The following is a 12,942-nucleotide window of genomic DNA, read 5'->3' as shown; positions in this document are numbered from 1 at the left end:
TCGCTGGCGATTGGCGTACTTCCGCCTGTAGGTAAATTATCAATCCTTGTATTTAAGGTTAAAACTTCGCTGTCTAGTTGTTTTTTATTGATTGCATCAGTATCGGCTGTACCTGCCTTAACATTGGTAATTTGTTTTTCTGCACCTGCTTTACCAACCGAAATACTGTTGTCTCGGTCAGTTTCAGAGTCGTTACCTAAAGCCGTTGCGCCTGTATGCGTGGCTTTGCTATAACTACCAAAGACACTGCTATTCGTTGCGCTTGCTGTATTGTTAAAACCAACGGCACTACTGCCTACACCTGTTGCATTATTGATGACCCCAACCGCACTACTGGCGATACCTGAAGAAATATTAGATTTACTCCACCCTTGAACATAATCCAAAAAGACCTGTTTTTGTGCCAAAGTGAGCGTAGTATTACCATTAATAGAAACAATGTCATTTGCAGTTACATTGGATAAATCCGAATTAGCTGAAACACTTGAAGAGGTCACAATCGTCGTCACACTACTACCAGTACCATAAGTAATCGTGTTACCATTTATAGAAGCCTGACCCGGCAGACTAAAACCATTCCCGACTGCTATACTTCCAAACCCTGTTGCCTGATTTCTGTGTCCTAATGCACTACTCTTAATGGCACTTGCTACATTCTCTGAACCCACCGCAGTGCTATGAACACCCGATGCATTATTCAAATAACCCAATGCACTGCTCATAGCACCCGATGCAGCATTGTTATAACCCATGGCATTACTAGCACCACCCAATGCAATATTATAAGTGCCCAATGCACTACTAGAATTACCTGAGGCTATATTGTTTACACCAACCGCATTGCTATTTTGACCCGATGCTTCATTTCTAAAACCGACTGCACTGCTACTAAAACCTGATGCGCTATTCTCAAAACCCATCGCACTGCTGCCACTACCCAATGCAATATTTGCTGTACCCATCGCACTGCTATAATCGCCAATCGCAATATTTCCGCCTTTTTTCGCTGCATTGATAAACGCTGCAACTTCGGCTGGGTCGGTTATTTTGATACTATTGGCTGTAAATGAATCAATATCATCAAGACTGGTACCTGTTCCTGTGGTGGTTACCGTAATGCCACCCACTTTGGTAATTTTATTTGTTCCTGCTTCTTTCGTAGTTGCATGTGCATAACCTTTCGCTGAACCTAAAGCCGTGTCGGTTGAAATATGAGCGTAGTTATCATCTGCCCAAACATTCACTCCAGTAATCGCTGCAATACTCAACACCAAACTCTTGAGCACCAATGGCTTAAAGGAAAAAACGAAATTTTTTCCTTGCTCATCATCATGAATATTGCTTAGGCTATTTGATTGTGTACCTGTAGTGTTGTCGGTCTTACCTGCACTTTTGGCATGCTCCGAAACAACAACCATACGCCCCAAAGATTTATTCCAGATTTTTTTAAAGATGTGGTTCATATCTGTACCTGTTTTTTAAACATTTGGTACAATTACAAAACATTACATACAAAGTTGTATATCACTGAAAACTGGTATTCTGACGAATGGTAATAACTTTTTAGAGAAAAAATAGCATCTGGTAGATGCTATAAATATATTACAGCTTTGTTGCACAAAGATTTGAAATACAAAGCCCCCCTAATTGAGCTAAATTTAAGGCGTAACTTGGGTAAGTGGTCGACCTAATTCCGTAAATCTGTTGAGGCCTGCTACACGTGCATGAATCTCATTCACTTGGCTATCAAAACGCCTTGCACTGAGTTTATCTCCTAATCATTTAATGCAGTGCATCTTAGTTTCAACCAAACTTCGCCGATGATAGCCTGACCATTTTTTCCATAGTGTCCTGCCTAAACGTGTAACTGTTCGAAGAAATTCGTTTGGCTCTAGCGAGCTGATCTTTTTATCTTTCCATGGTTTCGCATTTTTTTCTAGGTGGAATCACCGCATGCGCTTGCCGATCTGCAATGGCCTGACAGCATTGCTTGGTGTCATAAGCTGCATCGGTATAAACAGAGTCAATCTGCTCATCTTGTGGAATCTGATTAAGTAAATCACCAAGCACCTGTGAATCACTGAGATTATTGGTTGTAAGCTGAACTGCTCGTATTTGTAGGGTTTTAGCATCTATGCCAATATGTAGTTTACGCCATTGGCGACGATATTCAGCTCCATGTTTCTTGCGTTTCCATTCGCCCTCAGCTAGAAACTTCATGCCTGTAGAGTCTATGAGTAGACGCAGGCCAATTGGTTGTGTGGTAGATTTTGTGTGTAGGCTTCTTCATTTGAAAATTATATCGATGAAAAAAACATTACAGATAGGTTTGTGCAACAAAGCCAATAAAACCTGAAATACCAAATTACAGTGATAGCCAAAACCCTGTATTCTGCCTATGCTAGAAACCGGGAATCACTTTTTAAGTCTTATTATGGTTCATCTATCTCAAACTGAGTTGATCTTGCCTGTACCTGTCTTTATTCTGGAAGACGATGCCGTCATGCAACAGCGTTTAAAAAGAATACTGTTAGAAATTGGCTATGCAGAAGACGCCCTTATTTTTGCCCAGACCTTATCTGAGGCAATAGACATGCTTAAACAGTACCCAATTTCCTTTTCATTGGTTGACCTCGGTTTACCCGATGGCAATGGTATTGATTTTATAGAAAATTTAAGACAGACCGATGAGGTCTCACCTGTTTTGGTCATCTCGGCATGGAGTACGCAGGAAACTATTTTAAAAGCAATACAAGCAGGTGCAACGGGTTATCTTTTAAAAGAACGGGATGATTTCGAAATCATGTTATCAATTCGTAGTATATTACGTGGTGGAGCACCCATTGACCCATTTATTGCCCAACAAATTTTGTCAAAAATTCCATTTGAACAAAAAGTAAAAGATGTGGCGACGGTAGAACAAAATAATTTACTCTCAACTCGGGAATTTGAAATTCTACAACTGGTTGCTCAGGGAATGACCAACCGAGAAATCGCCGATTTTCTTCATTTATCAAAATATACAATCGAATGCCATATCAAACATATTTACCGAAAGCTGTCGGTCAGCAGCAGATCCAAAGCCATCAATACCGCACGTTCATTAGGTATTTTATAAAATACCTATGCTTATGCTTGCTGCTTGTGCTCGGGCAAAACGTTTTTGCAGCATCTTCTACATCTGAACAGACTCACTGTACTGCCACTATTCAGTCGGTCCAAATGGCAAAAGCCACTGGGCAAGATGGTATTCAACGTCCTGAAACAGGTTGGCAAAATGTAAAATTGCCCGATCATTGGGATCAGCGTAAGTTCTACTATACGGGCAGTACATGGTACAAAATCGTGTGGGATTATCAGTGTCCAACCACAACAAAAAAACCAATCACCATTGTGATTAGCTATATCAATATGGCTGGTCAGGTTTTCATTAATGATGACCTGTTATGGCAAGATCAATCCTTAGTTGAACCACTTTCCCGTAGCTGGAATATGCCTCGTTACTGGAGTTTACCCTCCTCTATCCTTAAACAGGGTGAAAATATTGTCTGGGTACGTGTCATCGGAGTTAAGACACAGAATTCAGGTTTAGGTCAGGTTTTATTAGGTGATGCAACTGAGGTGATGCCTAAGTTTCAGGTCTTTTGGAATCAACAACGTGTCTTAATGTTCCTGAACTTAATTTCCTCACTCACTTTGGGTCTTGTTGCCTTTTTAGTCTGGATTTTTCATCGTAAAGACCAACTTTTTGGCTGGTTTACCTTAGTAACGCTCATGTGGAGCGTGGTGGTGTTTAATACCATTATGCTAGAAGCACCTTTCGGTTTAACCACATTACAAATCGCTCGTATCAGTATCACCTGCTTTTTTGCTTATAGCCTATTTTCCTGTTTTTACGCATGGCGTTTGGCACAACGCAAATTTCCACGTTTAGAAAAAATTTTGTTGTTGATGCTATTGATTGCGATTGGTATGGCCATACTGTTACCTGATACCGCGCTATACAATTTTATCTCGGGTACTTTTTTCCTTGGCCTATTGGTTCTATTAATAAATTTTATCAGTTATCAATGGATTGCCTATCGTTCCAAATTATTGGAAGCTTATTTACTGGCATTTGTATTTCTCTTTTTTATTATCGTGAGTATTCATGATGTGTTGTTTTTAATAAAAGGGATAAGTCATTTCATGTTAATGCCTTATACCGCACCTTTAACCACATTATTCATTGCGATTATTTTGGCATTACGTTTAGCCAAAAATTTAAGAGAAATTGAAAACTTTAACCAGACACTCAAACAAAATATTCTTGAAGCCCAAAATGAGTTGACACTTTCACTCAATACCCAACATCAACTTGAACTGGACAATGCCAAACTACAGGAACGCTTACAGCTTGCCCATGATTTACATGACGGTTTGGGTGGTTCCCTCGTCCGATCAATGGTCACAGTCGATCAAAGCCAGGCGAATCTCAGCAATCAACAGTTTTTATCCATGCTCAAAATACTAAGGGACGACTTGCGGCAGGTGATTGACAGTGGTTCAAGTACAGGTGCCAAAGTGCCTGACACACCCATTTTATGGGGAGCGCCTTTAAGGCATCGTTTCACTCAACTGTTTGATGAGCTGGACATCACAACAAAATGGTCTTTTCCTGAATCATGGCAAAAACAGCCAACTCCGCTGGTGTGTTTAACATTGCTTCGAGTCGCAGAAGAAGCCCTGACCAATATCCTGAAACATAGTCAGGCAACATCGGTAAAATGCGCCCTGTCTTTCTCCAATGGGCAACTGGTACTGGACATTGAAGACAATGGCATTGGCTTTGATGTAGAAGCTGTTAAAAATGCAGGAATGAGTGTTGGGCTAAGAAGTATGCAAACACGTCTGGAGCGGCTGGGTGGACATCTTACGGTTCAATCCGAGGCTGGAAGAACCTGTTTAAAGGCCTGCTTGCCTGTTTAGCTTCTATTTTCATTACTTGCAAACTTTTTCCGAGAAAGAGCACTACTAATTCCATAATTTGAAAAATGGGTAATCCCCCCTAAAAATAAAAGGATGTAAAAGTAGAATTTTCTCTTAAGATCAAAGCAGGAGATTCTGCATGAAAACATCTAAATTTACTGACAGTCAGATTATGTCTATTTTGAAACAAGCGGAGTCTGGCACGCCTGTTGCCACCCTTTGCCGTGAACATGGTATGAGTAATGCGACTTTTTACAAATGGCGGGCTAAATATGGCGGCATGGATGCCTCATTAATTACTCGATTGAAAGAACTAGAAGCCGAAAATGCCAAGCTAAAAAAGATGTATGCTGAAGAGCGGCTTAAAGCTGAAATCATTCAGGAAGCCATGTCAAAAAAGTGGTAAAGCCATCTTGTCGTCGTCAGATGGCACAACAAGCCGTTGGTGATCATGCCGTCAGTATTCGTTTGGCCTGCCGTGCATTTAGTATCAGTGAAACCTGCTACCGTTATCAGTCCAAATTGAACGATGACAATGCACTGATTGCAGAACAATTGATTGAACTCACCGAAGAAAATACAGATTGGGGCTTCGGGCTATGCTTCTCTTATCTACGCCATGTTGAGAAGTGTGGTTGGAATCATAAGCGTGTTTACCGTATTTACTGTGAGCTGGCATTGAATCTGCGGATCAAACCAAGAAGACGATTAAAACGACATGTACCTGAACCATTGAAGGAACCAACTCATCCAAATCAAGTATGGTCATTGGATTTTATGCATGATCAGTTAAGTGATGGACGAAGTTACCGTTTGCTTAACGTAATTGACGACTATCGACGTGAGGGTTTAGTGATTGAAGCAGGTTTTTCACTGCCTGCACTGCGCGTCATTCGTACACTTAACCAATTGCTCGAATGGAGAGACAAACCGCTTGTGATTCGCTGCCTTGCGTAGCAATGCTACTCAGGACCTGAATTTATCAGCCACGAATTCGTACGTTGGGCAGCTGAGCATGGTATCCGTATTGAATATATTCAACCAGGCAAGCCACAACAAAATGCTTATATCGAACGATACAATCGTACAATGCGTTATAGTTGGGTGAGCAAACATTTGTTAGATACATTGGAGCAAGTACAAGATTATGCAACACAGTGGTTGTGGCACTACAATCATGAACGACCACATCAAGCTAACGGAGGCAAACCACCTTTGATGGCTGCTTAACCTCTACTTTTAAATTCAGTTATTTATGGGAGGATTACCAGATGAGGGTATCGTTCTCGTATACCGTCATTAGGATGAATATTTTCAGGTTGTAGGTACTGAAATTTCAGCTTTTTCATATTGCCTCCTAGGTCACATTACCTAGAAGGGGTCCTCTGCGTAGTAGTTCATTGTTTTAAACCCTTAATTTATCGTTGATCCATTGTTTTTAACGAATTCTCTAAGCTGCCAACCCTTCTCTTTATTTAAAATAATAACTGATGATCGTATCTTTATGATCTCCCCAGCCTGTCGAGATATCCGTCAATTCAACACCATTTTTCTGGTAACTTTTTACTCGGTATAAATAAGACCGTGGTGGAGAAATATCATTGGTTCGTACTTTCTCAATCAGAATGAAAGTCTTGTCATCTAACCATCTTACTCTTAATGGTAATGGATCTTGACATTGCCCTATTTCTGCATACATTGCAGCATCTTTTCCATTCTTGGCAAAAGACAAGCCTGCACATTCTACATCGGGTAAATCTAAGACTAGTCGTTTACCAACTAAGCTTTCTTTTACGCCTGCACTAGCCAAGGTTGAAAGACTTAAACATAACCCTGCAAATATTAATTTTTTCATTTGAATAGACTCTTAATTTTGTTGTTAAAACACATTGTCAATAAAGCCACACTGTAAGATGTGTTGTGATGGATTTACTGGATTGTCATAAAGGCTAATAAAAGCAATCATGTCATTGGGATCAGATACATCTCGTTTATAGGGCTGGCTATAGATATAAATTTGTTTGGGGGTATAGACCTTTTGATAGTGGAAAACCTCTCCATCAAAGACCTTTAAATGTGGATATTGCCGAAAGACTTTGTGGGTTTTGCTTCTGTTTTGATCATCATGCATTGAAGCTTTATCCCACTGCTGTTTAAAGCTTTTCAATTGTTGTCCGCTATAGCGACTAAATTGAATATTCAATCCATCCTCGATCTTTTGTTTGGTGCTATTAATGTCATCAGCACGATAGATTGCGGTTTTTGCCCCTGCAACACTGACATGTACTAAGGTTTCAATCCTTTTAATGGGATTGCTTTTGCTGTTGGGTAAATAAACTTCGCTTTCAGGACAATCTTCACAGAAATTTTCATCATCAGGATCATTGATGACGCTGCTCTTTTGTTTGCGGTACTGCTGTTGAAATTGTTGCTGTAATGAGGTGATTCCAGATGGCCATTTCATTTCGGTGCCCATCAAGGCTAAGTGGTTACTCAAAGATTGTTCTTTCTTGGCCCAATCTAGACAAGTTAATCCTTGCTCTAAGGTGAATGGCTTAGATGTAGACAGGGGTTGAGCCGTCACAGTCTGCATGATCAACAAGGTCATGCTGCTGATCAGTAGAGGTTTAAATCGAAATTTCATTTTAATGATCCTCGCATCTCCTACGGGCTTTGGCTACCCGCAAGAAGTGCTCGTGTAAAATACTTATTTATTTTTAATCGATTAACATCAGTTATTGATAATGATCCGCTGATAGTAGCTGACGGATTTCACTGGCCATTTGTGGACTACGCCAAGGAAATAGGACTTTTAGGCTGTAATTCGGTTTGAACGGATCTCGTGTACCGATATTGACTTGAAACTCTCGTTTCATCGGTGTGCGATGAACCTGTTGATTGACATGCGTTCCCATCATTGGATTGCTGATCACAGTGGTCGTGGTTCTAAAGTTATCTTCAACTAAGTTGTAGTGTCCAACGGAGGTGATGTAATCAAAGGGATATTTCACGAGGCGTTGATCAGCCTGATCAAACAGGATAATGGTTTTATCTTGGCTGTTAATCCAGACACCACGGTTTTGGTAGTTAAAGCTTTCTCCTTGACGCTTCAGTTGTTCAGTCATCCCGTCAAAGTAGGTATTTCCATATTCATAAAGGTAGTAAAGGATCACAAACCAGAATAGGTCAAAGCCAAAGAAGATGTAACCGAAAGCACCAAAGGAGAAGATTTTGGCAACGATAAGAAAGATCACGATGGGTAAGACCACACATTTTATAAAGAGCTTGGATTTTTGTGGACGGTGTTCAATGGGTATGATTTTGGGTTTGCTTAATTCAGTCATGGTTATTTCCCGCATGTTCAATGCAATGCACAATCACCAGCAGATATAAAAAGATTTATTTTTTATAGGCGTGACTTAGCCATCCACCGTTGGATTGTTCTTGTAAAAATATTGTTTGAATACAGATGAATAATAAAAATTAGCCGTATCGCCCTCGTTGCAAAGCACAACAGGGTTGAACATGGGGTGAGTCGCAAATTAGAAAAAATTGGTACAGCATGAGAAGCTCCTTGAATCTTAAGAAGTTCTACCAATTACTGTCAAATAATGGTGGCAGAACAAAAGAGGGTTGACAGACTGGGATCCAAGGAACCAGCACACCCGAAGGTGTCCCCCTTCTGTCCTACCATAAAGATAAAAAGGGGGACGAGAAGGTCCACAAAAAATAGGCAGGCTATTCTCTGTGCTGGATCAACGGTCTGTCAAAACCGACTGGCAATGTAGGCCAGCGAGCCCATATTAATTTTATCCAGCGCTTTAGTCAATTTTACAAAGCGCTAAAATCTAGACAATTAGATTCGCCTCATATAATCGCATTAAGTCTTTGATTTTTCCCATAAGGTCAAATTCGTCCGATCGATCGGCTCATTTTGCTTTGATGGATGAGGTTAAAATGGACTGTTGTTCTCTATTAAAATAAAACAATAAAATAAAGAATTAAATCAGGCGCAGCTCAGCTGTTAAATTTGAAGCATTGAGATGAATGAATGCCTAATGAGCTGTTAATGAGAAGAATGAAATTTACAAATGCTGATTTAAAGAGAGCAAACTGAAGTTCCCTCTTCTTCAGTAATATCCTATTAAATGCGATAGAATAAATAATCAGCAAAGCTCAGCGGGTCGATTGAATGAACTCAGCCAGTACAACAATGGTTTTAGCAGAAGCCGTCTTGAAAACCGCGAATTTACTTGGTCTTGGTAATACTCAACTGGCTACTGTGATGGGTCTCGATCTCAAGTCGATGAACCAAATCGAATTCTCAGCTGTATTAGAACCCGCATCTGCACAAGGTGAAACTGGATTATTACTGATTCGCCTTTATCAAAGCTTATCAACACTCACTGGCGATGACTCGGAATGGATTGATTATTTTATGAATGCATTCAATACCGCAACCGATGGTGTCCCGATTCAGCAAATTCAAACCCGAGAAGGCTTAGAGAAAGCCTTAACAGTTACTGAAGCCCTAAACAATCGATGATTTATTTAACTCATTCTTTTAGCGAATCAGCCTCGATTTGATGGATTAGAAATTCTGATCATCATTTGCATCACTTCTTTTAAAACACATCAAACATTAAAGTTTGTGCTCAACACATCGCCATAAACATGATTCACAATCAAATTCCTAGCCGTCAGAAATTTAAAATATCTCCAGCAGAATCAATGAATTATTTAATGTTAAGATATGTAAAAAGATCCAATCACAGAGTTGACAGCTCAAGCGATACCCAGTTAAGCTAACTCTACACAGCAAAATCTGTGTTCAGGCGTAGGAAACCTGATATTATCTAGGTGCAAATAAATGTCGCACTTGCGGCTATTTTTTTGTCTACTGTTTAGCAGTCGTTATGGCAGTTTGACAGGACAACCGTAAGGTTGGCTGAGCCTAGATTCAGTATTTCCTACTCCTGTTAAGCTGCCACCATCATCGTAGGAAAATGATGGCGGTAAGTAATTAAACTTATCTAGGATTACTGCTATGAACGCAATTCTTCATGGTGCAAACACTTGCACACCTAAAAAACAAGCTGGTCAACTTATCGTTGAACTTGGCAAAACTATTTCAAATCCTCAACGTCAAACACTCGCCAATCTTTATATTGCTGTTGACACTGCAAACTCCTTGCTCAAAGAACTTGAACAAGCACATCAAATCATTCGTCAATGCATGCATGAAATGACTGATGAGCAAATTCTTGAAGTTGCAAAGCTCAATCAAAATAACAATCTCTCCTCTTTGTGGGCATTTCGTACACATCAACGTCACAAGATGATTGAACGTGCACAGCGTGTATTGGGAATCCGTTCTATTTAGGTCACTTAATTAATTATGTATTTTTAGCTTGCTACTGTGCACTGTATTAATCGACTGCATTATTATCGAATAAGCAGAAATAATGCTGAATGCAATCAGTGACAGCAGCAACGCTAAAGATAATAGACTTGTGAATATTAAAAGTGATTGTTTAAAACTCAGCACCAAAATCGTTTGGTTTTTGTTGTTTAGATTCAACTTGTGGTTGACTTTGAATGTTATATTGCTGTCCCAGCATTGCTGCAATTAAGTGCATCATCAGACTGACAATTTCTTCAACGAGTTTTGCAAGTTGCAGTATTGTTGCTGTAAGCTCTGCTGAATGCTCTCGATCGAATTGGTATTGCTGTTGCATTGTTGCTGCATGCTCTTGATCTGCATCTGCTTGTTCTCTAAGTCGACGCATATTTTGTTTAAATTGCTCATACTCTGAATACAATTCAACATCATCTCGTTTAAGTCTTTGATTTGTTGTTGCTGTTGCAATTGCAACTGTTTCAAATTCGACTCTTGCTTCTCCAGCACGTCGAAGCGCTTGATCCAATTTGTCGTTAAGTGCTCTAGTCTGCTGATCTGTGTAGCGAATGACATGCTCTGTTCTTGAAGTCGGTGCTCTTTCTGATGCTGTAACTGCTGTTGCTGTTCTAACTGTTCTAATTTTTCCTGTCTCGATTGTAACTCTGTGATCATCAATCCAATATTCTGAAATAGATTGATCTCGGCTTGGCTCAAGTCTGACGGACTGCTGAAACCTAAGATTTTCAAGATCTTGTTCATGTCGTCTCTGTTGCTCTGCTCGTAATGCTCGATCACGCTGAGCCTTTTTTTCATCTTCTCGACGTTTTCTTGCAAGTCTTGCATAGTACTCAGCGATGATGGCATCAAAGCTAAACTCATTTGTTCGAGTAAATCCAAAATCATCTGCTGTGTGTCGCTGCCGTTGTGATGTTGAATAATCGTATGTTGCTGTTCTTTCATAACTTATTTCTCCACGAAACAAGGAAATGTCAGATGAATATTCGGTTCTGTCGGATGGACTTTCTTTTTGCTCAAATTCAGAGTATTGCAATCGATCCATTTCGAGGAGGTGATCGCTCGGTATCGAGTGCCGTCTTCGTCCGTCAAGATTTCGGTCTCGTTTTTGGTTAAGATCGGCTGTGTGAGATAGTAGTTGGAGGGCAATATTACTAAAATATTCAGTAGCCCCATTCCAAGCAACATCAGAATAAATGTTTTCAGAATTAATTTCGGGTTGTAAGTGATCGACTGAGTTAATGCTTGATCTACTTGCTGCTGCAACTGATTTTTCTGATCTTCTAATAACAGTGTGATACTTTGGGTATTGTCCTGAATTTGGACTTTGATCAGATTCTGATTGTCTTTGATCGTATGTTGCAATTGGGCTTTGCTCTGCTGAAGATGCTTTTGCATGATCTGATCGATTTCGTTGAGATGTGAAGACAGCGTCATTTGAATATTGCTGATATTCTGCTTCAACTCTGCTCGATATGATTTCAATCCTCTGATTAAAATCTGAGTCTCGTTTTTCTGATGTTGTAGCAGATGCATAACGTTGTCTGTTGTAAGCTGCTCTTGCCTGTCTAGCTCCTTGCAAAGTTTTTTCTGCTCTATCTCGAAGTTTTGCACGAGGCATTCGAGTATTTTTTGAAATCTGATTAACTGTTCGCTGCTCATCGTTTCCACGTTCGCTATCTGCTTTTCGAACTTGCTCAAAAGCTTTGATACGTTCTCGAAATGGTTCTGAGCATTTTCTGATGTCAAATTGTCTTTCATATATTTCTCCTTGAAAATAAATAGGTTTTTTCCCGAAAGTTGGAATTAAGCTAAACTGATTTTCTCGAATTTTGGCAACTTCGCTAGCAAGTTTGTTTGTGAGTACAAATTGCATAAAGTCATCACGGTTATGTACTAAAATTTCAGAGAATAGAAATTCATTTTGATTTGTTTCTAATTCTTTTAACGAAATGGACAAGAGTCCAACATATAAATTTTCAATGAATGTTTTATAGTTTCCTCTATTCTTTTCAACTTTTTTCAGCGCAGATTGTAAATACAGCTCATAGCCTTTTTTTGTAAATCTTGCACGGTCAGGATCCTTCGGATCTGCCCACCCATATTCGGAATTAAGCTTGTCTTGCAAAGTATGAAAATGCTTTTGAAACAAACCTGGAGGGGCTATATTCATTGCTTTTCCTGACCTGAGTTCAAGCCGTGGCACAAGGATATGGATATGCTTTGACCCATTTGGTTCGTGATGCAACACAGCCGTCATGTGATATTGATCAGGTTCAAGACCACTGAAAGCTAATGCTTCGAACTGTTTTAAGACATCTTTTATTTCAATATCAGTCGGTTGATCTTCTTCAGCAAAAGCAATCACGGCAGATGTATATTTATGTTTGAAAGGAGAACTATCTGCAATTTTTGCAAAGATATGAGGGTCCCCACTCAACACTTCAACGTGCGGACGGACAATATTCATGTGATCCTTTTCGTCGAGCACATAACTTGCTGCACGTGCTGCACTGCCCGTTCCATGCCTCAACATCTTAATCAACATGATCTGCCCT

At 39.9% G+C, this 12,942-nt stretch carries 9 protein-coding genes and 2 pseudogenes; 5 read left to right on the top strand and 6 right to left on the bottom strand.

The window, feature by feature from the left end:
* The coding region (locus MKL33_RS02290) for an ESPR-type extended signal peptide-containing protein (protein ID WP_270906383.1) at positions 1 to 1,463 on the bottom strand (1,463 nt) is incomplete at its 3' end.
* 195 nt (positions 1,464 to 1,658) lie between these two features.
* Positions 1,659 to 2,250, bottom strand: a pseudogene (locus tag MKL33_RS02285) (IS5 family transposase); the annotation flags it as partial.
* 148 nt (positions 2,251 to 2,398) lie between these two features.
* Between MKL33_RS02285 and MKL33_RS02280 the strand changes: the two are divergent.
* From MKL33_RS02280 to MKL33_RS02270, 3 genes and pseudogenes are all read left to right on the top strand, one after another.
* Positions 2,399 to 3,118, top strand: coding sequence for a response regulator transcription factor (locus MKL33_RS02280; RefSeq protein ID WP_270906382.1), 720 nt, complete (start codon positions 2,399 to 2,401; stop codon positions 3,116 to 3,118).
* 104 nt (positions 3,119 to 3,222) lie between these two features.
* Complete coding sequence (locus MKL33_RS02275) at positions 3,223 to 4,968, top strand: sensor histidine kinase (RefSeq protein ID WP_333724934.1); 1,746 nt, start codon at positions 3,223 to 3,225, stop codon at positions 4,966 to 4,968.
* A 139-nt stretch (positions 4,969 to 5,107) separates the two neighbouring features.
* A pseudogene (locus tag MKL33_RS02270) lies at positions 5,108 to 6,198 on the top strand (IS3 family transposase).
* 241 nt (positions 6,199 to 6,439) lie between these two features.
* On the opposite strand, the gene MKL33_RS02265 reads toward MKL33_RS02270, so the two are convergent.
* From MKL33_RS02265 to MKL33_RS02255, 3 genes are all read right to left on the bottom strand, one after another.
* On the bottom strand, positions 6,440 to 6,823 hold the full coding sequence (locus MKL33_RS02265) for a hypothetical protein (protein WP_270906380.1): 384 nt from the start codon (positions 6,821 to 6,823) through the stop codon (positions 6,440 to 6,442).
* A 24-nt stretch (positions 6,824 to 6,847) separates the two neighbouring features.
* The gene (locus tag MKL33_RS02260) at positions 6,848 to 7,612 is read right to left on the bottom strand and encodes a hypothetical protein (RefSeq protein ID WP_270906379.1); all 765 of its coding nucleotides are present in this window, start codon (positions 7,610 to 7,612) and stop codon (positions 6,848 to 6,850) included.
* Positions 7,613 to 7,703: 91 nt separating this feature from the next.
* The gene (locus tag MKL33_RS02255) at positions 7,704 to 8,312 is read right to left on the bottom strand and encodes a hypothetical protein (RefSeq protein ID WP_153569945.1); all 609 of its coding nucleotides are present in this window, start codon (positions 8,310 to 8,312) and stop codon (positions 7,704 to 7,706) included.
* 848 nt (positions 8,313 to 9,160) lie between these two features.
* Between MKL33_RS02255 and MKL33_RS02250 the strand changes: the two genes are divergently transcribed.
* Together MKL33_RS02250 and MKL33_RS02245 are read left to right on the top strand one after the other, a co-directional pair.
* The gene (locus tag MKL33_RS02250) at positions 9,161 to 9,514 is read left to right on the top strand and encodes a DUF2384 domain-containing protein (protein ID WP_153569944.1); all 354 of its coding nucleotides are present in this window, start codon (positions 9,161 to 9,163) and stop codon (positions 9,512 to 9,514) included.
* A 501-nt stretch (positions 9,515 to 10,015) separates the two neighbouring features.
* Entirely contained in the window at positions 10,016 to 10,351 is a 336-nt protein-coding gene (locus MKL33_RS02245; protein WP_153569943.1) for a hypothetical protein, read from the top strand.
* A 151-nt stretch (positions 10,352 to 10,502) separates the two neighbouring features.
* Here the strand turns inward: MKL33_RS02245 and MKL33_RS02240 are convergent, their stop codons facing one another.
* The gene (locus tag MKL33_RS02240; RefSeq protein WP_270906378.1) at positions 10,503 to 12,932 is read right to left on the bottom strand and encodes a relaxase/mobilization nuclease domain-containing protein; all 2,430 of its coding nucleotides are present in this window, start codon (positions 12,930 to 12,932) and stop codon (positions 10,503 to 10,505) included.
* Between the last annotated feature and the right edge of the window lie 10 nt (positions 12,933 to 12,942).

The organism is Acinetobacter sp. AOR43_HL (genome assembly GCF_027854635.1).
GTDB classification, from domain to species: domain Bacteria; phylum Pseudomonadota; class Gammaproteobacteria; order Pseudomonadales; family Moraxellaceae; genus Acinetobacter; species Acinetobacter pittii.
Note: the sequence above shows the minus strand (reverse complement) of the source record. Positions and strands in the feature narration are given on the sequence as shown.

Excerpts from the sequence above, each read along its gene's own strand:
- MKL33_RS02275 (WP_333724934.1), top strand. The coding sequence starts at position 3,223 with ATGGCAAAAGCCACTGGGCAAGATGGTATTCAACGTCCTGAAACAGGT.
- MKL33_RS02250 (WP_153569944.1), top strand. The coding sequence starts at position 9,161 with ATGAACTCAGCCAGTACAACAATGGTTTTAGCAGAAGCCGTCTTGAAA.
- MKL33_RS02255 (WP_153569945.1), bottom strand. The coding sequence starts at position 8,312 with ATGACTGAATTAAGCAAACCCAAAATCATACCCATTGAACACCGTCCA.
- MKL33_RS02260 (WP_270906379.1), bottom strand. The coding sequence starts at position 7,612 with ATGAAATTTCGATTTAAACCTCTACTGATCAGCAGCATGACCTTGTTG.
- MKL33_RS02240 (WP_270906378.1), bottom strand. The coding sequence starts at position 12,932 with ATGTTGATTAAGATGTTGAGGCATGGAACGGGCAGTGCAGCACGTGCA.
- MKL33_RS02245 (WP_153569943.1), top strand. The coding sequence starts at position 10,016 with ATGAACGCAATTCTTCATGGTGCAAACACTTGCACACCTAAAAAACAA.
- MKL33_RS02280 (WP_270906382.1), top strand. The coding sequence starts at position 2,399 with ATGCTAGAAACCGGGAATCACTTTTTAAGTCTTATTATGGTTCATCTA.
- MKL33_RS02265 (WP_270906380.1), bottom strand. The coding sequence starts at position 6,823 with ATGAAAAAATTAATATTTGCAGGGTTATGTTTAAGTCTTTCAACCTTG.